20 protein-coding genes, 2 pseudogenes and 1 other annotated feature are annotated in these 21,217 nt (G+C 40.9%); of the genes and pseudogenes, 3 read left to right on the top strand and 19 right to left on the bottom strand.

Annotation, left to right across the window (positions count from 1 at the left end):
- Positions 1-21: 21 nt before the first annotated feature.
- From DW059_RS01555 to DW059_RS01540, 4 genes are all read right to left on the bottom strand, one after another.
- A complete protein-coding gene (locus DW059_RS01555; RefSeq protein WP_117697133.1) occupies positions 22-669 on the bottom strand; it encodes an HAD family hydrolase in 648 nt (215 codons plus the stop codon).
- Between the two features lie 10 nt (positions 670-679).
- Positions 680-2,449: an arginine--tRNA ligase gene (gene argS / locus DW059_RS01550; protein WP_117697131.1), complete on the bottom strand. Its 1,770-nt coding sequence runs from the start codon at positions 2,447-2,449 to the stop codon at positions 680-682.
- Positions 2,450-2,516: 67 nt separating this feature from the next.
- On the bottom strand, positions 2,517-3,365 hold the full coding sequence (gene dapF, locus DW059_RS01545) for a diaminopimelate epimerase (RefSeq protein ID WP_117697129.1): 849 nt from the start codon (positions 3,363-3,365) through the stop codon (positions 2,517-2,519).
- 66 nt (positions 3,366-3,431) lie between these two features.
- Entirely contained in the window at positions 3,432-3,881 is a 450-nt protein-coding gene (locus DW059_RS01540) for a hypothetical protein (RefSeq protein WP_117697127.1), read from the bottom strand.
- Positions 3,882-4,055: 174 nt separating this feature from the next.
- Between DW059_RS01540 and sigG the strand changes: the two genes are divergently transcribed.
- A complete protein-coding gene (gene sigG / locus DW059_RS01535) occupies positions 4,056-4,841 on the top strand; it encodes an RNA polymerase sporulation sigma factor SigG (RefSeq protein WP_022242606.1) in 786 nt (261 codons plus the stop codon).
- Here the strand turns inward: sigG and DW059_RS01530 are convergent.
- Positions 4,820-5,359 (bottom strand): biotin transporter BioY, encoded by a 540-nt coding sequence (locus DW059_RS01530; RefSeq protein WP_117697125.1) that lies wholly within the window; start codon positions 5,357-5,359, stop codon positions 4,820-4,822. The two genes, sigG and DW059_RS01530, sit on opposite strands and share 22 nt — an antisense overlap.
- A 210-nt stretch (positions 5,360-5,569) precedes the next feature.
- On the opposite strand from DW059_RS01530, the gene DW059_RS15800 reads away from it, so the two are divergent.
- Positions 5,570-5,764 carry a hypothetical protein gene (locus tag DW059_RS15800; protein WP_147326016.1) on the top strand — a complete coding sequence of 65 codons (195 nt, stop codon included), beginning with the start codon at positions 5,570-5,572 and terminating at the stop codon, positions 5,762-5,764.
- Between the two features lie 259 nt (positions 5,765-6,023).
- Here DW059_RS15800 and trpD read toward each other — a convergent pair whose 3' ends face one another.
- From trpD to trpE, 7 genes and pseudogenes are all read right to left on the bottom strand, one after another.
- Entirely contained in the window at positions 6,024-7,037 is a 1,014-nt protein-coding gene (gene trpD, locus DW059_RS01525) for an anthranilate phosphoribosyltransferase (protein ID WP_117697123.1), read from the bottom strand.
- Between the two features lie 14 nt (positions 7,038-7,051).
- Positions 7,052-7,843, bottom strand: a complete 792-nt coding sequence (gene trpA, locus DW059_RS01520) for a tryptophan synthase subunit alpha (protein ID WP_117697121.1) — start codon at positions 7,841-7,843, stop codon at positions 7,052-7,054.
- Positions 7,844-7,853: 10 nt separating this feature from the next.
- Entirely contained in the window at positions 7,854-9,041 is a 1,188-nt protein-coding gene (trpB, locus tag DW059_RS01515; protein WP_117697119.1) for a tryptophan synthase subunit beta, read from the bottom strand.
- Positions 9,034-9,645 carry a phosphoribosylanthranilate isomerase gene (locus DW059_RS01510; protein ID WP_117697117.1) on the bottom strand — a complete coding sequence of 204 codons (612 nt, stop codon included), beginning with the start codon at positions 9,643-9,645 and terminating at the stop codon, positions 9,034-9,036. The genes trpB and DW059_RS01510 overlap by 8 nt, the downstream gene beginning before the upstream one ends.
- A gap of 11 nt (positions 9,646-9,656) precedes the next feature.
- A pseudogene (gene trpC / locus DW059_RS01505) lies at positions 9,657-10,468 on the bottom strand (indole-3-glycerol phosphate synthase TrpC).
- 3 nt (positions 10,469-10,471) lie between these two features.
- Entirely contained in the window at positions 10,472-11,041 is a 570-nt protein-coding gene (locus tag DW059_RS01500; protein WP_117697115.1) for an anthranilate synthase component II, read from the bottom strand.
- A pseudogene (trpE, locus tag DW059_RS01495) lies at positions 11,038-12,380 on the bottom strand (anthranilate synthase component I). The gene DW059_RS01500 and the pseudogene trpE overlap by 4 nt, the downstream one beginning before the upstream one ends.
- A 142-nt stretch (positions 12,381-12,522) precedes the next feature.
- Positions 12,523-12,824 (bottom strand) — a binding site (T-box leader).
- Between the two features lie 277 nt (positions 12,825-13,101).
- On the opposite strand from trpE, the gene DW059_RS01490 reads away from it, so the two are divergent.
- Complete coding sequence (locus DW059_RS01490) at positions 13,102-14,502, top strand: hypothetical protein (RefSeq protein ID WP_117697113.1); 1,401 nt, start codon at positions 13,102-13,104, stop codon at positions 14,500-14,502.
- Between the two features lie 124 nt (positions 14,503-14,626).
- Here DW059_RS01490 and DW059_RS01485 read toward each other — a convergent pair whose 3' ends face one another.
- The 7 genes from DW059_RS01485 to DW059_RS01455 all read right to left on the bottom strand — a co-directional run bounded on the left by DW059_RS01485 (position 14,627) and on the right by DW059_RS01455 (position 21,195).
- Positions 14,627-14,884, bottom strand: a complete 258-nt coding sequence (locus DW059_RS01485) for an HPr family phosphocarrier protein (protein WP_117697112.1) — start codon at positions 14,882-14,884, stop codon at positions 14,627-14,629.
- 111 nt (positions 14,885-14,995) lie between these two features.
- Positions 14,996-16,906 carry a PTS fructose transporter subunit IIABC gene (locus DW059_RS01480; RefSeq protein ID WP_117697110.1) on the bottom strand — a complete coding sequence of 637 codons (1,911 nt, stop codon included), beginning with the start codon at positions 16,904-16,906 and terminating at the stop codon, positions 14,996-14,998.
- 18 nt (positions 16,907-16,924) lie between these two features.
- Entirely contained in the window at positions 16,925-17,839 is a 915-nt protein-coding gene (gene pfkB / locus DW059_RS01475; RefSeq protein WP_117697109.1) for a 1-phosphofructokinase, read from the bottom strand.
- Entirely contained in the window at positions 17,836-18,585 is a 750-nt protein-coding gene (locus DW059_RS01470; protein WP_117697107.1) for a DeoR/GlpR family DNA-binding transcription regulator, read from the bottom strand. The genes pfkB and DW059_RS01470 overlap by 4 nt, the downstream gene beginning before the upstream one ends.
- Positions 18,586-18,895: 310 nt before the next feature.
- Positions 18,896-19,396, bottom strand: coding sequence for a GreA/GreB family elongation factor (locus DW059_RS01465; RefSeq protein WP_117697105.1), 501 nt, complete (start codon positions 19,394-19,396; stop codon positions 18,896-18,898).
- 25 nt (positions 19,397-19,421) lie between these two features.
- A complete protein-coding gene (gene pta, locus DW059_RS01460) occupies positions 19,422-20,405 on the bottom strand; it encodes a phosphate acetyltransferase (protein ID WP_117697104.1) in 984 nt (327 codons plus the stop codon).
- A gap of 115 nt (positions 20,406-20,520) precedes the next feature.
- Positions 20,521-21,195 carry a Crp/Fnr family transcriptional regulator gene (locus DW059_RS01455; RefSeq protein WP_117697103.1) on the bottom strand — a complete coding sequence of 225 codons (675 nt, stop codon included), beginning with the start codon at positions 21,193-21,195 and terminating at the stop codon, positions 20,521-20,523.
- Positions 21,196-21,217 lie beyond the last annotated feature (22 nt).

Genomic DNA, 21,217 nt, shown 5'->3' with positions numbered 1-21,217 from the left:
TGTGTTTTTTGTGTGACGGAATTAATCTAATAATTCTTCAAAGCTTAGGATATAGCGGTCAGATAGCTGCATGATTTCATTTTTCTCATAGGAGGAATGGATATCTTCCACACCTACCACATAGAAATCATCCATCTTTGCACCTTCCACACCTTTTAAAATATCTTCATATACCACACACTGCTTTGGTTTCAAAGAAAGCTTTTCTGCTGCAAGCTGGTACACATCCGGGAATCCCTTTCCCCGTCTCACTTCCTGCGTCACTGTAAATGCATCAAAATATTTCATGATGCCGCAATGGGTAAGACAGGGACGAAACAGCCTCTCATCGGAAGAAGTTGCTGCTGCGATCTTAACTCCTTCTGCCTTTAATTGCTTCAGGTAATCTATAACACCGGCTTTCAACTTTACTTCATTGGTATAAGATTCAATCGCCATATCAAACCATTCTTTGATAATCTCTTCTTCGGACTCCGGCAGATTAAAACGCTCTTTGGTATATTCTGCTGCCACATCAAAGTTCTTTGAAGTAATTGCTACCAGATAATCATCCGGCACAATAAATCCTCTTTTGCCAAGAAAATCCTCATCAATTTTCCGCCATACTCCCATGGAGTCTAAAAGAGTGCCATCTAAATCAAAGATGGCACCCATTCTATTGTCAATCATATATTTTCCTTTACATTCTGTCTGGTGCAGAGAAACCTAATACATCGATACAAACCTCTAATGTCCGCCTGGTCAGTGTTAATAAACGAACATAGGAAGCCTGCACTGCCTCGTCTTCTTCTGCCATAATCTTTGTCTCATGATAAAAATGATTCAATGCATTTGCCAGGTCATAGATATAAGAACATACCTTATGTGGTGCTGTCTCTTCGTAGGCATTTTCCATCATGGCATTGAAACGGGTCAGCTCTAACATCAATGCCTTCTCGCTTTCGGAATGTGCCGGAAGAATTGCTGCTGTTCCTGCTTCTTTTCCTGCTTCTTTATATTTGTTCAGAATGGATTTGATTCGGACAATCGTATAAAGAATATATGGGCCTGTGTTTCCTTCAAATGAAGTAAAACGGTCGATATCAAAAATATAATCCTTGGAAGCCTGATTGGAAAGGTCTCCGTATTTTACTGCTGAAAGTGCAACTACTTTTGCGGTTGCCTTTGCTTCCGCTTCTTCTACCGTACGATTCTCTGTAATCTTGCGGTACATCTCATCATTGATGCTGGAAAGCAGTGTCTCTAACCGCATGACACCACCCTCTCTGGTCTTAAATGGTTTTCCGTCTTTTCCATTCATGGTACCAAAACCTAAAAACTGAAGCTCTGTATCATCATCCACAAGATGTGTCTTTCTGGCACAACGGAACACCTGTGTAAAATACAGCTCCTGACGTTTATCCACTACATAGATAATTTTATCCGGATGATAGTCTTTCATACGCCATACAATCGTCGCAAGGTCTGTTGTGTTATAAAGAGAAGCCCCATCGGATTTTAAAATCATACATGGCGGGATCTCTTTCGTATCAGTCTCTTCTTTGACATCTACTACCAGTGCACCATCACTGATATATGCATAACCGTCATCCTTCATCTTCTGTACCATGTCCGGGATATATGGCTGTGCGTCAGACTCACCCTTCCATAATTCAAAAGATACATTTAAATTAGCATAATTCTTCTTTAAATCCGTTACAGATACATTTAAAATATGGGAAAGTAATGCCTGATAGCCTCTTCTTCCATGCTGCAGTTCATAAGTTGCCTGCATGGCAGCTTCTTTATAAGCTGCATCCTCTTTGGATTTTCCGCTGGCTGTCGGATAAATTTCTTCCAGCTCGGAAATGGTAAATGGAGGCTCAACCGGATATTCTCCCTCATAATCTTCATCAAAATAGCAAAGTTCCGGTTTACGGAGCTTTAGCTCAGTAATAATCAGTCCCATCTGAAGACCCCAGTCACCCAGATGCACATCACCAATCATATTGTGTCCCATGAATTTACCAATACGTTTGATGCTTTCACCGATAATAGCAGAACGTAAATGTCCTACATGAAGTGGTTTTGCAACGTTTGGTCCGCCATAGTCAATCATGATGGTCTTTGGATTTTCCACCTTATCACAGCCTAAACGCTCTGTATCCTCCTGCATCTTACTGATATAGGAAGCCACAAATTCATTATTCAGCTTTAAGTTAAGGAAGCCAGGTTTTACAGCTTCTACGGATTCAAACATTGCGTTATCCTTAAGCTGTGCTACTACTTCCTCCGCAATCATAATCGGTGCTTTCTTATATTCTTTTGCAGCAGCCATAGCGCCGTTGCACTGATATTCACATAAGTCCGGTCTGTTTGAAACAGTTACTTTTGCATATTTTGCATCAAGTCCGGCTGCTTCAAATGCTTTCACCATCTCATCTGTTATTAAATCCAGTATCTTTCTCATTCTTTCTCATGTTCCTTTCTGAGCATTCTATTTTTCCATTTTATACTCAAAGGCAAGCAGTTGTCAACTACGCCAGAAAGTGTTCTGCCATCAGAATTGTTCCGATTTTCTGCACCTCTCCGGTAAGGAACACGCTGCCATCCTCTCCGATTTCTATCAGTAACTGCCCACCCGGCATCGTGACTTCAATTCTGTCATCCACCAGTCCCAGCTTATGGGATGCTGCCGCTGCTGCACAGGCTCCGGTTCCGGAAGCTAAGGTATATCCGGCTCCCCGCTCATAGATTTCCACCCGGATATGACCTCTATCCATTACTTTACAAAGCTGCATATTAATCCGGTTTGGAAAATAAGATGCATTTTCCACATAAGGTCCTAATTCCATTGCCTTTTCTTTACTGATTTCATCTAAATGAATCACGCAGTTCGGATTTCCCATGGAAACACAGGTTGCCCGGTAAGGATGGTCATGAAAAACCAGAGGCCTGTTTATAATTTCCGGAGGCGTACCTACATAAGCAAGTACCCCTCCGGTAAATTGTGGTATTCCCATATTTACTTTCATAAGACTTCCGTCTTCATTTAAAAAATCAATCCTTACTTCGCCTGCCTTGGTATAAAGGCTAAACGGTCTGTGTCTGATATATCCGGCATCTAATAAATATTTTGCAAAAATCCGAACACCATTTCCGCTGCGCTCTGCTTCACTTCCATCCGGGTTAAATATCTTTACATAAAGCTTCTCATCCTGCCATATCGGTCCATATAAAATGCCATCAGCTCCTGCACCAATATTTCTTCTGCACAGCTTTACAATATGACGTTCCAATAAATGTATCTTATTCTTATTCGGGTCAAGCACAAGATAATCATTCCCTAATCCATGGTACTTCTGTAACAACAATGCATCATCCATACTTACTGCTCCAGTTTCACTTCTTATTACAATATATGAATGAAATTTTGTCCCTTAGAACCTGACTTATTCCTGTTCTGTTTCAACGGTCGCTTCTATAACCTCAGACACTTGTTCTCCACTGTCTGTCTGTTTCTCCGCTGCCTGCGGTGTTTCCACCTCCTGTGACACTTCCGCTGCCTGCGGTGTTTCTTTTCGTTCAGGACTCTTTTCTCCTAAAATAGCAGATAACTTATCATCTGAAATCATTTCAGCTACTTCTTTTTTCTGTAAACGTGCTCTTTCTTCCTCAATCTGCCGCCTTACTGCCGCATCAATCTCACGCTGCTTTTTTTCTTCTTCCTCTGCAGCCACTCTTGCAAGACGATCAAGAATCTCCTGTGCCCGCTGTTCATCCTGCTGTTTCCTGCGTGCTGCTAAAATCTCTTCTTCTGACATGTAATGAACATTCCAGCGTTTCACAATACTATGAGCAATTCGATCTCTTTCATTTCTCTTATCTATTGCATCCTGCATATTATTCCACTTCCATTTTTTCTCTTTATGTATATCATAGCTTTCACCCATTCGTTTTTCAAGATGAAAAATTATTAAATTTTTATTGTTTCCGGCATATTTTTATGTAAATAAGGACATCCTTTCTGTATCAGCCAATGGCTGCAAAAACATTTTAACCCGGAGGTACGCATCATGTCCGTCTACAAAGTTGAAATCTGCGGCGTAAATACCGCAAAGCTTCCAATCCTAAAGGAGGAAGAAAAGGCTGCTCTATTTGCCAGAATCAAACAGGGGGATATGACTGCAAGAGAAACATATATCAAAGGGAATCTTCGTCTGGTCTTAAGTGTGATTAAACGTTTTTCCGGAAATCAGGAAAATATTGATGACCTCTTTCAGATTGGATGTATCGGACTGATTAAGTCCATTGACAATTTTGATGATACACTGGGGGTAAAATTTTCCACCTATGCCGTCCCTATGATTATTGGCGAAATCCGCCGCTATCTGCGGGATAACAACAGCATCCGTGTCAGCCGTTCCCTGCGGGATACTGCCTATAAAGCCATTCATGCCAAAGAAATCCTGATGAAAAATTCCATGCAGGAGCCTACTTTACAGGAAATTGCAAAAGAAGCCGGACTTACCAAAGAAGAAATCGTCTATGCCCTAGATGCCATTCAAAGTCCGGTCAGTCTTTATGACCCGGTCTATACGGATGGTGGTGATACACTCTATGTGATGGATCAGATTAGTGATAAAAAGAATAAAGAAGATAACTGGGTGGAAGGGCTTGCCCTCTCCGATGCAATGAACCGGCTCAACGACAGAGAAAATCATATCGTTAAGCTACGGTTCTTTGAAGGCAAAACCCAGATGGAGATTGCTGATGAGATTCATATTTCCCAGGCTCAGGTCAGCCGTCTGGAAAAAACTGCTCTAAAAACTATGAAAAATTATCTTGCCCTGCATACCTGAGCTCTGATTTTTGGTGCAATTAAAATTGCCAGTGCCATTTTTACCAGGTCACCAGGAATAAAAGGAATTACACCAGCCCATAATGCTGCCATCATGTCCATCTTTGCTTCATAAGCAAGCCATGCTGTTCCTAACGCATAGCAGACAATCGTTCCAACAATCATTGCCAGCAGACATAAGAGCCATTTCTCAGTATATTTATCAATTACAATACCGGCAATGATTGCCATTGGGATAAATCCGATTAAATATCCACCGGTTGGGCCAAAAAGTTTCGCCGGTCCTGCGGAAAATCCCGAAAATACCGGTACACCAACCAGTCCAATCAGGAGGTAAATGACGTAGCTTAAAGTTCCAAGCTTCCATCCCAGCAGGTACAGTGAGAAATAGATAACCAGATTGGTAAGTGAAATCGGCACCGGACCAATCGGCAATGAAAATGGTGCCAGGATACAGGTAAGTGCTGTCATGATAGCAACCAGTGCCATCTGCTGTGTTGTTATTTTTCTTTTTTCCATAATAATGCTCCTATCATTGTGTTTTTTTCAGGCGATTATGAAAGGAAATACCCTATCATTCACTAAAATTTCAGCTATTCAAAAGACTATCTTTTAAGCCACCAGATGCTGCAATTCTAAACAGCATGTTTTCCTTTTTGCTATGAAAACAGTCTTTCCAATGTTTGACAAGATAGCGGCGCTGTCCGTTGAAGGTACGGATGCATTAGAATGACTGTTAGGGACACTTGGAATTTCGTCTGTCACCCGGCAACGCTGGCACAGGGATGTGCCAGCGAGGCGCATCTGAACATGGATGTGAATATGCGCCGGTTGCCAGACGAATCCATATATGTTCCGAAATTCTTAGTGCCCCTTGCAGACGTTCGGCTGCATCCGTATTCAACGGACAGTGCCGCTATCTAAGTCAAAGCAACGGAAAGACAGTCTGCATTCAAGGAAAACATGCCGCTAAGAATTGCTGACATCTGGTGCCGGATAAAATATAGTCCTTTGAATATCTGAATATTTTATTGGTAATATTGGTATTTCTTTTCACAATCGCCTAAAAATACCCTATAGATTTTATCCATAGGGTATTATAGGGTATTCTGGTTTATATTGTCAACCTGTATTTTGCAAAAGGTTAACATTTCATTTTTACGGTGCAGATATATTTCTGTTTTTACGCTTCGTTTGATACCTTCACCAGCTCTGATAACTTCCCTGCTGCTTTTCCACTGTCGATTGCTTCTTTTGCAAGGGCAATTCCATCTTCAATGGTGGATGCTGCTCCACCAACATACAGGGTTGCACCGGCATTCAGTAATACGATGTCGCGTTTTGCGCCTTTTTCTTCTCCGGAGAGAATTTTCTTTGTGATAACGGCGTTTTCTGTTCCATCGCCACCACGCAGTTCTTCTAAGGAAGCACGTTTTAAACCAAACTGCTCCGGTGTTATGGTAAATGTATTTACTTTCCCGTCCTTGATTTCAGATATTACGGTCTCGGTTGTGGTTGTGATTTCATCCATATTGTCTTTGCCGCTTACTACAAAGGCACGTTCAACGCCAAGCCTGCTCATGGCAAGGGCAATTTTTTCTGTCAGGGCTGCATCATAAACACCTACCACCATATTTTTTGCTCTGGAAGGATTGGCAAGAGGTCCTAAAATATTGAACACAGTACGCACACCCATTTCCTTTCTTGCCTGACCTACATATTTCATGGATTTGTTAAAGAGCTGTGCAAACATAAATCCGATTCCGGCTTTCTCCACGCAGGCTTCTACTTTTGCAGGCTCTGCCATAATATTTACGCCCAGTGCCTCTAATACATCACCGGCTCCGCTCTTTGAAGAAATGGAACGATTGCCATGCTTTGCTACCGGGAGTCCGGCTGCTGCAACGACAAATGCAGAAGTGGTAGACACATTAAAAGTATAAGTACAGTCTCCACCGGTTCCAACCAGATCCACATAATTAGAAACCTTCGGTAAAATAGTATCTGCCTTATCCCGGAGTACTCCTGCAAACCCGGTTAATTCATCTAAGGTCTCTCCTTTCATACGAAGTCCCATTAAAAAAGCACCAATCTGTGCCTGGGATGCTTCCCCGCTTAATAAGATTTCCATTGCTGCTTTTGCCTGTTCTTCTGTTAAATCTTTTCCTTCTGCAACCAGTTCAATATATTCTTTCATCGCAAATTTCCCCTTTACTGATTCAGTTCTTTTTTAAATGTGCCACAATAAGTTCCAATTTTCTGTAAATCATAATCATTTTCTTCCATCAGTCTGATGAAATGTGAGCCTACAATCGCTCCATCGATAATATCCTTCATCGGTGCAACATCCTCTGCAGTACGGATACCAAAGCCCATCATAACAGGAATCTTTGATACTTCTTTTACACTGCCAAGATAATCAATTACACTCTTATGGAAGGTTGCTTCCTGTCCGGTTACACCCATGGAAGATACGCAGTAAACAAATCCTCTTGCATCCTTTAAAATCTCAGGGATTCTGTCTTTCGAAACCGGAGATACCAGTTGGATAAGAATCGGTGCATTTTCCTTCTGTAAAAATTCCTTTATCTCATCCTGTTCCTCTAATGGCAGATCCGGAATAATCAGTCCGTCTACTCCGCTTTCAATACATGCATCCACAAAGGCTTCCACACCATAGTGAAGTATGGTATTGTAATACATCATAAATACAATTGGAATCTCAATTTTTGCACTGCGAAGCTTTTTCATGGCTTCTAATACTTTCTTTAAATTCACACCTTTTAAGATGGCATGATAGGAAGCATCCTGAATGACCGTGCCATCTGCTACCGGGTCTGAAAATGGAATTCCAAGCTCGATGATGTCTGTCCCCGCCTGCTCCTGTGTGCGGATAATCTCCTGCATTTTATCAAAGTCCGGCATTCCTGCTGTCATATATGTAATAAATGCTTTTTTGTTCTGTTCTTTTAACTGTGCTAATTTTTCTTCGATTCTGTTCATGCTGCACCTCCTAGTTTAAATAACCCTTTCCTGCAAGATAATCTGCAATTGTATTTACATCCTTGTCGCCTCTTCCGGAAAGGCAAACCACCATAATATCATCCGGCTTCATTTTCTTCGCCTGCTTCTTTGCATATGCCACTGCATGGGCACTTTCGATTGCCGGTATGATACCCTCTAATTTACAAAGCTCCATTAATGCATCCATGGTTTCATCATCCTTGATTGCAACATATTCTGCTCTGCCGCTGTCCTTAAGATAGGCATGCTCCGGTCCAACACCCGGATAATCCAGTCCTGCGGAAATGGAATGGGCAAGCTGTACATTTCCATCCTCATCCTGTAATAAATAAGAACGCATACCATGTAATACGCCAGGCTCGCCCAATGCCATGGCACTGGCATGCTCTCCTGTCTCAATTCCCTTTCCGGCAGCTTCCACACCGATCAGTTTTACGTCCTTTTCTTCAATAAAATCTGCAAACATTCCGATAGAATTAGAACCTCCGCCAACACATGCCATAACCACATCCGGCAGTCTTCCTTCCTGCTCTAAAATCTGTTTCTTTGCTTCTTTGCTGATGACGCTCTGGAAATATTTTACCATCTTCGGATAAGGATAGGGTCCAACAGCGGAACCGATTACATAAAAGGTATCTTCTGCAGTTTTTGCCCAGGTACGAATTGCCTCATTGGTAGCATCCTTTAAGGTATTACTTCCGGATGTAACCGGCACTACTTTAGCTCCCAGCATTTCCATACGCATTACATTCAGCGACTGACGTTTCATATCCTCCGCTCCCATATATACAGTACATTCCATATTAAAAAGAGCTGCTCCTGTTGCGGTTGCCACACCATGCTGACCGGCTCCGGTTTCTGCGATTACCTTGGTTTTTCCCATTCTCTTTGCCAGAAGAATCTGACCGATTACGTTGTTAATCTTATGGGCTCCGGTATGGTTTAAATCCTCTCTTTTTAAATAAATCTTTGTTCCATATGCCTCACTCAGACGGCTGGCAAAATAAAGTGGTGTCTCTCTTCCTACATATTGTTTCAGATAATAGTCCACTTCCTTTAAAAATTCTTCATCCTTTGTATACTTTTCAAAAGCATCATCCAACTCTTTTAAAGTATTCATCAATGATTCTGCTACATACTGTCCACCAAATGCTCCATAATAACTCTTCTTATTCATGTTCTCTCACCTTTCTTACAAATGCTTCTACTTTTTTATAATCTTTTCCATGTTCTCCTTCTACCGAAGAACTGACATCTACTACATCAGGTTCAAATAACCGGATACCTTCTTCTACATTTTCACTGCTTAAGCCGCCGGCTAAAATAAATGGTATCCTTCTTTCCTGCCATTCCCTTCTTTTTTTCATCGGAAAATCCTGCCAGGAAAAAGTCTTTCCACTGCCATATTCCGGTGCGTCTAATAAAATGCCGGAAATACCATCCGGAACATTTATTTCTTCCGCTTCTTCCCTGTTTCGCACCTGATATGCTACCCAGACCGGAATTTTAAGATTTTCATGGAATTCCTGCATCTTATGAATCTGCAGAATATCAAAACCTGCTTCTATGATTTCATCTATCAAATCCAGTGCCGGATTTACAGTAACTGCCACAGTTTTAATAGAAGGCTTCAAATGTTTCTTAATTTCTTTTGCCTGCTCTATCGAAACGTTTCGTTTGCTTTTTTCAAAGAATACAAAGCCTGCATAATCTACCTGCATCCGGTTCAGCACTTCTGTCTCAGATTCTCTTGTGATGCCACAAATCTTAATCTTTGTCATGCCATTTCTCCTTACTTTGCGGCTTCCTTATAAACCTGTTTCCAGTGGGCTGCCAGTGCCTTGGGATTTTCATGTTCCATAAATGCTCTTCCGATTAAGAATCCGCTGACACCGCAATCTGCAAGATATGCCACATCATCATCTCTTACAATTCCGCTTTCTGCGATTAAGAGTTTATCCTTTGGCACCATCTTAGAAAGTGTTTTGGTTCGTTCCAGCGAAATGGTAAAATCTTTAAGATTACGGTTGTTGATTCCAATGATGTCTGCATCCAGCTTCAATGCCCGTTCCATTTCCCATTCATCATGGTTTCCACCAGTACATCTAACTTTAATTCCTTTGCAAGCTGATAAAAGTCATACATTTCCTTGTCATCTAAGATTGCTGCTATCAGTAATACCGCATCTGCATCAATGGCTTTTGCTTCATAAAACTGATATTCTTCAATCATGAAATCTTTCCGTAACATTGGAAGCGGAGTCAGATTTCTTACTTTCCGGAAATAATCAGTATTTCCAAGGAAATGCTTCTCTTCTGTCAGGCAGGATACCGCATCCACAGAAGCGGTATAATCTTCCATCCGCTCTTCCAATGTAATCCTGCTTTCTATCTTTCCAAGGCTTGGGGATGCATTTTTAAATTCTCCGATAATGGAAAGTCCATCTTTGGCAAGATTCTGATAAAAGCTTCTTACATTTTCTTTCTTTGCTGCTTCTTCCCTTAACTTCTCTTCTGCCAAAGTCCGCATCACGGTCAGATCTGTTTTCTGCTTATCACGAAATAGCTGCTCTCTTTTATCTGCAACAATTTCATCTAATATCATGTTCTATATCCTCCCATTCAAGAAATTCTCTATCATACGCTTTCCATGCTGTGTATAAATGGATTCCGGATGGAACTGTAATCCAGCTACCGGATAATCTTTATGGCGCATTGCCATGATTTCTCCATCCTCTGTCTCCGCCGTTACCACAAGGCACTCCGGAAGACTATCTTTCTGAACAGCCAGGGAATGATATCTTGCCACCTGAATCGGACTTTCAATTCCCTGAAAGATTCCTGTGCCGTCATGGGCAATCAGGGACTGTTTTCCATGATATAATTCCTTTGCATAGCTCACTACGCCGCCAAAGGCTTCCCCGATACACTGATGTCCTAAGCAGATGCCAAGGATTGGAATTGTCTTACAAAATTCCTTCACCACATCCATACAGATGCCGGCATCCTTCGGTGCTTTTGGTCCCGGAGAAAGAATGATGCGTTCCGGGTTTATGGTGCGGATTTCTTCTATTGTAATCTTGTCATTCCGTTTTACGATAATGTCCTTCGTAAAAGTTCCTATATACTGATACAGGTTATAGGTAAATGAATCGTAGTTATCAATCAGCAGTATCATAAGTTCTCCTCCTCAACCAAAGTCTTTGCCAATGCCATTACTTTATTGCAGCATTCATAATATTCATTTTCCGGTACGGAATCTGCTACGATTCCGGCTCCTGCCTGAAGGTATACCTCATTTCCTTTCTTTACCATGGTCCGGATTGTAATACAGAAATCCATGTCTCCACCGAAATCAATATATCCGGTTGCTCCACCATATAAGCCTCTTCGTACACTTTCTAATTCATCAATGATTTCCATGGCTCGAATCTTTGGTGCTCCGCTTAAGGTCCTGCCGGAAGGAAGGATGCCACCAAATCTAATGGATGGGATTCTCCTTTCTTGCGTCCCTCTACCTGGGAAACAATATGCATTACATGGGAATAATTCTGTACTTCCATAAACTGTGTTACCTTTACGGTTCCAAATTCACTGATTCTTCCCATATCATTTCTTGCAAGGTCTACTAACATAACATGTTCTGCCCGCTCTTTTTCATCGGAAAGTAGTTCATCCCGTAGCCGTTTGTCTTCTGCTCCATCTTTTCCTCTCTTCCGGGTTCCTGCAATCGGACAGGTGAACACTTTATTTCCCTGCTTCTTTACAATCATTTCCGGTGAACTTCCGATTACTTCAAAGGTTCCGTAATTAAAATAATAAAGATATGGAGAAGGATTTAATTCTCTTAATTCCTTATATAATTCAAAACCGGTCTGTCTGGTTTCAATCGTCCAGCGCTGTGACAATACGGTCTGGAACACATGACCTTCTCTGATATAATGTTTGATTTTCTCTACCTTTTCGCCATATTCTTCGATACTGTCTGACTTCTTAATAATTTTTCCATCGTGGTAGAAGTTCCGTTTGCATTCCTTCTTCTCCATGGCTTTCTTTATCATCTGTCCTGCCTTTTCCATTGCCTGCTCTCTTCCTTCTTCCGAAGGCTCTTCTAATACTACAGCAGTCAGTGTTTCTGCTACATGGTCTACCATAAGGAAAGAAGTCATCAACATCATCTGTATGGTTTCGATTCCGATTTCATCCGGGTTATTGTCCGGAAGCACTTCAGAATATCTTACGAAATCATATCCAAGATTTCCAACCAGTCCACCGGAGAAGGACAGCTCTTCATCTTCTTTTTCGATATGAAATTCACTGTAATATTCTTTCAGACGCTCCAGCGGATTTCCTTCTCTTACTTCCTCTGTGCCATCTGCTTTTGTAATCACCAGTGCATTTCCTCTTGATGTTACAATTTCTTCCGGCTCCATGCCAAAGAAAGTATAGCGGTCATAATTCTTATCGTAACTTTCTAACAGGAAGCCTTTTTTATCTCCTACCAGACTTTCGTACATGTCTGTTGATTTTTCATTGACAATGCTCACTGTTTTTTTGAATACTTTTCTGTTTCTTACCATAATCATCCTCCTATAAACCGGCTTTATAAATACTGCTCGTGCAAAGAAAAAGTCCCTGACCGGAAAATGTTCTTTTCCAGTCAGGGACGCTTATCGCGTGGTGCCACCCATCTTCGCTATGTCTGCTTTTTACCTGTAAGTAACTAAAAAGCGGATATTTTCAATCAGAAAATATCCGCCACTAATTCAAACATAACCTCTTGGATACAGAAGTCTCCTTCGATATCCTCGTCCCTGTAACGTGGGAAAACGGCATCCGCTACTATTGTTCACTTTGCATCTGACAAATCCATTCCGAATAAACTATCTTACCGGCTTCCACCAACGCCGGCTCTCTGTAAAGAAATCATTTACCGTACTACTTTTGCTCACTGATTTTATTTATTCAGTTCATTAATTGAGCATAGTTTATCACTGTAAAGTGATGATGTCAATGTATTTTTATAAATTTTTGATTTTTTCTGTAAAAAACGCAAAAAAAAGAAAAACATTGTCAAGCTGACTTTAATATGATACCTTAGTAGAGTGTAACCATTCACATAATATATGAAAAGGAGAAAGTTATGTATAATTTAAATGGAGAAAATGTAAACGACAACCCAAATGGTTTTCCGGAAATGAACCTGCCGGAACTCCCAGCCCAGACAACAATGCTCAGATGAACTATGGTCAGCCGGCTCCTGAGCAGCAGACGTACAACCAGCCGGAAAATGGTCCTCAGACCTATGATGCACCAAATGCAAATCAGCAGCAGGCATTCAACCAGACCGATTATAATCCAAACAGCTTTAATCAGAACGCTTATAATCAGTCGGCTTACAATCAGCCAGATTACGGACAGCAGGCATTTAACAATGGAAACACCTATAATGGAAACAGCTACAATGCAGCACCTTCCTACAATACCAATGGTAATGCGCCGAAAAAATCCTGTGTTTTTGGTGTCCTTGGTCTGATTCTTGGTATCGCAGCTTTACCTTTCGGATGGTTTGTTCCAATTATCGGAATCATTCTTGGTATCGCTGCTATCATTCTTTCCATTCTTGGAATGGGTAAGAACCGTGACCTTCGTGGTGCAGCAATTGCCGGATTAATCATTTCCATTCTGGCAACCATCTTTTCTATCGGTGTTATTGTATATGCAGTTATCAATGTTTCTAAAACCTTAAGCAATGCTGGAAAAGAACTTTTTGACAACAGTGGTATCACATCTGATCTTGATGACTTTGATTTTGATTCCGATTCAGATGATAGTGATGACTATGATGACAGTGATTACAGTGATTACAGCTATGGCGATGACAAAGAAGTTCCTTTAGATAATGTTGTATTATACTCAGCTAATGATGTTACCATTACAGCTACCAGTATTGTATACAGCTACTATGATGATTCTGTAATTCCGGAAATTAAAGTTACTGTTGAAAACAATACTTCTAACGACCTTGGAATCAATGTTGATTATTGTGCAATCAATGGTGTAACCATGTATGGTTATATTTCAGGTGACGTCGCTGCCGGCAAAAAAAGCAACGAAGAACTTAGCATTTCTTCTGATGATTTCACTTTAACCGGTTTTGACAGCATCGATAATATTAAACTTCAGGTAAGCTTCTATGATTCTGATACTTATGATACTTTGATTGATGATGGTGTTGTACAGGATATCAATCTTTCCGATTCCTATACCCCATTCTCTATTTCCTCTGTTCCGGGTGCAGTTGCATTAGATTCCTCTAATGGCATCAATGCATATTATGTCGGCACAACAACCGGTTGGGATGATACACTTGTATTTGTATTCTATATTGAGAACACTACAGATAAAACCTGTGTTGCTGAATCCGATGATTTCTCAATCAATGACTTTATGCAGGATGATTACGGATATGGATATCTTCTTCCTGGAACCGGTACCTTTATGTCAATTGAAGCAAATGATGATATTACATCTATTGATGATGTAACCAATGCTTCTATTAAATTTGAAGTACGTGATTATGATTCTTATGAGACATTCTATTCCTCTGATGAATTAACATTTATCTCAAATAACTAAGGAATTTTAAAATAATACAAATCATCATAAAAGGACCTGCCACTTATCATAAGTGACAGGTCCCTTTTCATCGCTGTGAACACCTTTTCCGAAATGCACTTCAGCTTAAATATTCTTCCTGGCTTTACAGATTCTCCTGTAAGAATGCACTTAATTTTTCAATTGCTGCATCTTCATCTTCACCTTCAGCACGAAGTGTGATTTCTGCACCTTTCTTAGCACCCAGCCCCATAACGCCAAGGATTCTCTTTGCATCTACTTTCTTACCATCCTTTTCAATGGTAATTGCACTTGCAAATCCTGCAGCTTCCTTTACCAGTAATCCTGCCGGTCTTGCATGGATTCCCTGCTCATCTGTGATTGTGTAAGTAAATTCCTTCATATTCTTCCTCCTAAAAAGTTATATTTTTTCCCGTTTTTTATACCATAGTTTTAATTTGCAAGTATTTTGACTCGCTTATGCTCACTATTCGTGAGTACATCATTTATTATATCATACAATCTTCTTTTTTAACAATCCCAAAAGCAGACAAGATACTGCTGAACCTACAATCAATGATAAAAGATACCAGATTGCATTACCCATTACTAAGAATACGAAGATTCCACCATGTGGCGCCATCAGTGTACAGTTAAATGCCATAGACATTGCTCCTGCAATTGCAGAACCTACCACACAGGCTGGAATCACGCGCAGCGGATCCGCTGCTGCAAACGGTATTGCACCTTCTGTAATAAAGGATAATCCCATAATAAAGTTTGTCGGTCCGGCTTTTCTTTCTTCTGCTGTAAATTTATTTTTGAAAAATAAGGTTCCAAGTGCAATGGCAATTGGTGGTACCATACCTCCAATCATAACGGCTGCCATAATATTATAGTTTCCAGCGGCAATGGATGCAGTTCCAAATACATATGCTGCCTTATTTAAAGGACCACCCATATCCACAGCCATCATTCCAGCTACCAATGCTCCCAGTAATACCGAGCTTACACCATTCATATGTGCCAGTCCTGTATTAATTGCAATATTCAAAGCTCCGACCGGTGGTTCGATGATAAAGGTCATCAATGCACCTATTAACAATACACCAAGCAGCGGATACAGTAGAACCGGTTTCAATCCATCCAGGCCTTTTGGCAGTTTGTCAAAGATTTTCTTTAATAACTGGATGATAAGACCTGCGGCAAATCCGGCTACTAAGGCTCCAAGGAAACCTGATTTTCCATTTGCTGCAATTGCTCCTCCAACGAAACCTACTACCAGTCCCGGACGGTCTGCAATACTCATGGCAATATAGCCAGCCAGTACAGGAAGCATAAAGCCAAATGCCAGTCCTCCAATGGACTTAAAGAATGCTGCTGCCGGAAGAATTGTACCAAAATTAGCACGCTCATCCGTAGGAAGTGATGCAAGGTCTACACCAAAGCTGTCGATTAAGAATGCAATGGCAATCATAATACCACCACCGACAACAAACGGAAGCATATGGGAAACACCGTTCATCAGATGCTTGTAAACTTTGTGTCCAAAACTTTCTCCGCCCATGCTTTCACTTTCTGATGCTTCGCCGCTGCCTTTATAAATTGGTGCATCCTTTGCCATAGCGCGCTGTATTAATTTATCTGCTTTACTGATTCCATCGGAAACCTGACAGATGATAACCGGTTTTCCGGCAAAACGATCCATCGGGACTTTGGTATCGGCTGCTACAATAATACAGTCTGCCTCTTCAATTTCTTTTGCAGTAAGCACATTTTTTGCTCCGCCGGAGCCTCTTGTTTCCACCTTAATAAAGCAACCTAATTCTGCTGCCTTCTTTTCCAGACTTTCTGCTGCCATGTATGTATGGGCAATTCCAGTCGGACATCCGGTTACTGCAAGAATCTTTTTCTGATTTTCTTCCGGTTCCTTTATTTCTGCTTCCTTCTGTTCTTCCTTTTCTTCCTTCTCAGACTCTGCTTCATCAATGACTTTTAAGAATTCCTCTACCGAAGCTGCCTGTTTTAATCCGTTGGTGAAATTCTCATCCATCAGAAGAACAGACAGACGGCTTAATACATCAAGATGTACATTATCTTCTGTATCCGGTGCTGCAATTAAGAATATTAAATGAACTTTCTCTCCATCTAAGGCATCAAAATCTACCCCATCCTTTAATACCATTGCACTTAATCCCGGTTTCTTTACGGCTGCTGATTTGCAATGAGGAATTGCAATGCCCTCTCCAATTCCTGTGGTACTCTCTTCCTCTCTTGCAAAGACTCCTTTCCGGTAAGTCTCTTCATCTGTAATTTTTCCACTCTTTACCATCAGGGAAACCATCTGGTTTAATACATCTTCCTTTCCGGTTGCTGAACCATTCAACTGAATGCTTTCCGGTGCCAGCAAATCTCTGATTCTCATATACCTTCCTCCTTTTTCTTAAAATGGAAATGCATGATTCTTTAATAATTGTTCTACTTCTTCTTTCGTTGCAAGTTCTTCTGAAAATGCACTGGCGCTTCCGGTACAGACTCCCATCTTAAACGCCTGCGCATAATCCTTATTCTTTAAATATCCTGCCAGGAAACCTGCCACCATGGAGTCTCCTGCTCCTACGGAATTCTTTACTTTACCCTTCGGAGCTTCGCTCTCAAAAGCTTTTCCCTCTTCTGTCAAAAGCACAGCCCCGTCACCTGCCATGGAAACAAGTACATTTCTTGCACCCTGCTCCTGCAGCTTCGCTGCGTATTTCTTTACATCCTCTTTGCTGCTGATTGTCACACCAAATAACTGTCCTAATTCATGATTATTCGGTTTAATCAGGAATGGATGAAGCGGAAGTACATTTGCCAGAAGTTCTCTGGTTGCATCTACAGCAATCATGACATCCTTTCCTTCCAGGTATTTCATGATATCCATATATATGGACTGCGGCATAACATCCGGTATACTTCCTGCCAATACCAGCACATCACCGGCTTTTAAAGCATCTAATTTAGCATAAAGTTTCTCGATATCTGTGCTGCGAATCATCGGTCCCTGGCCATTGATTTCTGTTTCTTCAGTGGACCGAAGCTTCACATTAATTCTTGATATTCCTTCCTCTACCTGAATGAAATCGGTATTTACACCCTCTTCATCCAGACGCTTACTGATTTCTTCTCCGGTAAAGCCAGCTAAAAAGCCCCAGGCGGTACTCTTTAATCCCAGATGATTCAGTACGATGGATACGTTGATTCCCTTTCCTCCCGGGAACATTTTCTCCTGTTCCGTCCGATTTACCTGACCGGTTTTGAAGTTTTTTACATCCACCACATAATCCAATGACGGATTAAACGTTACGGTATAAATCATTCTTCCACCTCCTTTATATTTTTATACTTCCGATAAGATTCTAACGTAAGACCTGTTGTAATCACATCTGCTGAAGCAAATGGTGCAAATGTCACACTGGATATCTGTGCAAATTTGCTCTTATCTCCCAGAATATAACACTGTCTGCAATTTGCCATTGCTTTCTTCTTTACCATGGCCTCTTTGACATCCGGTGTGGTATATCCTTTTTCTACATTAATTCCATTGGTTCCGAAGAAGCCTTTTGTAAAATTATATTTATCTAAGGACTCCACTGCCTCAGCACCTACCACAGCTTCTGTGGATGCCTTGAACTCTCCGCCAATGATATAAACCTCACACCCCAGTTCAGAGAGCCGTTTTGCATGGGCTACTGCGTTGGTTACCACACAGGATGGCTTCACATCCATAAAATCAATCATACAGTCTGTTGTGGTTCCCGCATCAAGATAAATAAAATCATCTGCTGTAATTAACGATGCTGCATACTTCGCTATGACTGCCTTCTCATCACGATGCATGTTTCTTCGAAGTGGCACATCATCATCCTGTGTATGAAAAACTGTTCCTCTTAAAATTGCACCGCCATGAACCTTCAAAAGCTTTCCATTTTCGTCTAAAGCATTCAAATCTCTTCGTACCGTTGACTCGGAAGCATCTAAAAGCTGCATCAGCTCAGTCACTTTAACACTGCCCTGTTCTTCCAGCAGGGAAAGGATTTTTCCATATCTTTCCTCTGTCAGCATATCATCCCTCCCATTCCTTTTTTCTATTTTCTGCTTTCTATGGTTTTATTATACGTTCAAAAACAGTCATAGTCAATCATATTCCGTCATTTTCATTCACAAAAATCCATTTCACAATTTGTGCAAAATATACAAAACAGGATACACCTTGGTACATCCTCGCGGAGCGTTTTTTACGTTACAGGAAAGCAATTTCCTGTAACGTAAAAAAAGAAGCCTGCAAAAGCATCACCTTTTACAGACCTCTTCTCGCCTTTTTAAACCGTTTTCCGGTTCTTATTCTTATTCTTATTCTTATTCTTATTATCTTTTAGAAGCTTCGGATTTTCTCGTTCTCTTCTCCGGTATTTTCAATTTTACGGATTATAACATCATAACTGTAATCGTCATTTACCTTCACACTGACACGGTCTCCTACCTTATGGCCAAGCACTGCTTTCCCCATAGGAGATTCGATACTGATTAATCCTTTCAGCGAATTTCCACGCATGGTAGTCACCAATTTGAAGGATTCTTCCATATCATCTTCTTCAACATAAACCGTCACCGTATTATTGATACCTGCCTCGTCTTCCTTAGAGTCATCTGATACCACGACTGCAGTACGAATCATGCGCTCTAAATAACGAATTCTGCTTTCGTTTTTATTCTTATCTTTCTTGGCAGCATAATACTCGAAGTTTTCACTTAAGTCACCCTGTTCTCTTGCTTCCTGTACAGCACGGATTGCATTCTTTCGTACCACTAATTTCCGATATTCAATTTCTTCTTCCATCTTCTTGATATCACTTTGTGTTAATTCGTTATGCATACCGTCACCTTTTCATTCTAACAGCTTACGCTAATGCAGCTGTAATAATTGCCATGGAATATACTTCTGATGCATTACATCCACGGGATAAGTCATTGATTGGTGCATTTAATCCAAGAAGAATCGGACCATATGCATCAAAGTTACCAAGACGCTGCGCAATCTTATATCCAATATTTCCTGCATTGATATCCGGGAAAATAAATGTATTTGCATGTCCTGCCACTTTGGATTCCGGACATTTGGTACGTGCAACTCTTGGAGATACGGCTGCATCAAACTGAAGCTCTCCCTCGATTGGAAGCTCCGGATATTTTTCTCTTGTCTTGTTTGCAGCATTACGCATCTTATCTACATCCTCGCCCTTTCCGGAGCCTAATGTAGAATAGCTTAAGAATGCCACCTTTGGATCTACACCGAATATCTTTGCACACTCTGCTGCTTCTCCGGCAATTTCAACCAGTTCATCTTCTGTCGGATGAATGTTGATTGCACAGTCAGCCATTGCCAGTACTTCATTCTCGCCGGTTGCAGAAGGACGTACCAGAATAAAGCAGGATGATACAATGCTGTTACCCGGTTTTGTCTTAATTAACTGTAACGCTGGACGAACAGTATCTGCTGTAGAATAGGTTGCTCCACCTAACAGTGCATCAGCATATCCCATTTTTACTAACATGGTTCCGAAATAATTAGCCTGTGAAAGAATTCCTTTTGCCTGCTCCGGTGTTACGCCTTTGCTCTTTCTTAAATCACAGAACATGGTAACCATTTCATCAAATTTTTCAAAATGTAATGGATCGATAATTTTGGCTCCGCGAATATTAAATCCGCTCTCCTCTGCTGCTTTCTGAATCTCAGCCTCATTTCCAACCAGAATCGGGCTTAAGAAATTACTTGCCAGCAGGCGGGATGCTGCCTCTAAAATTCTTGGGTCATTTCCCTCTGTAAACACAATTTTCTTTGGGCTTTTCTTTAAAATATCAATCAGTTGACCAAAACCAAACATATCTTTCTCTCCTCTTTTTCTATGTATTATTTTAACTGCATATTATTGTACCCTCTTTTAAATAAAAATCAAGTTTTGAATTCAGTACAATTTCTCAAAAGTGCATTTTCTTCTATTATAAATATGCATCTCTGTTCAGGCAAAAATGATTCTTCCGGAAAGAAAGCCGTCCCTCATCTCTTAATTTTCCAAGCTCCGTTGACATCGCACTCCGTTCCACAGAAAGATAATCTGCTAACTGCTGTCTGGAAAATGGAATATCAAACTCTGATGTTCCATGCTTCTGTGCCTCTGCTGACAGATAGGACAATAACTTTTCTCTGGTATTGCGTTTTCCCATATGGGTTAATTTTTCATTAAAGCGAAGATTCTTTTCTGCCATATTCTCTAATAAATTCCGAAGCAGAACCAGCTTCCAGCCTTCCGTTTCTCCATCTGCATCCAATATATTCCGAACGTTCAGCCACAGCACATTTGCTGCCTCTTCTGCAATCACACTTACATTAATATTCCGCCTCTGCATACAGGCAAAAGTCTCTGCAAAAACATCCCCCGGTTCTATTTTTGCAACCAGATTCCGGTTTCCCCAGAAATCCTCCTGCACAATCAAAAGTCCGCCAGAAACCAGCAGCCCCATTTCTTTTACCTGCTCTCCGCAGTGCAGAATATAATTTTCTTTATCATAAGTCATCTCATGGGCATCTAATCCCTTTAAGACTTTCTCCTCTTCTGTTTCCTCAATTCCTTCAAAAAAAGGTGAATTTTTCATTTCTACAGGAAATTTTTTCATTTTATAACCTCCGTTGTTTTTC

The sequence above is a fragment of the Roseburia sp. AF42-8 genome (assembly GCF_003435965.1).
Classification (GTDB): domain Bacteria; phylum Bacillota; class Clostridia; order Lachnospirales; family Lachnospiraceae; genus Roseburia_C; species Roseburia_C amylophila.
This window is presented reverse-complemented; position numbering and strand designations above follow the sequence as displayed.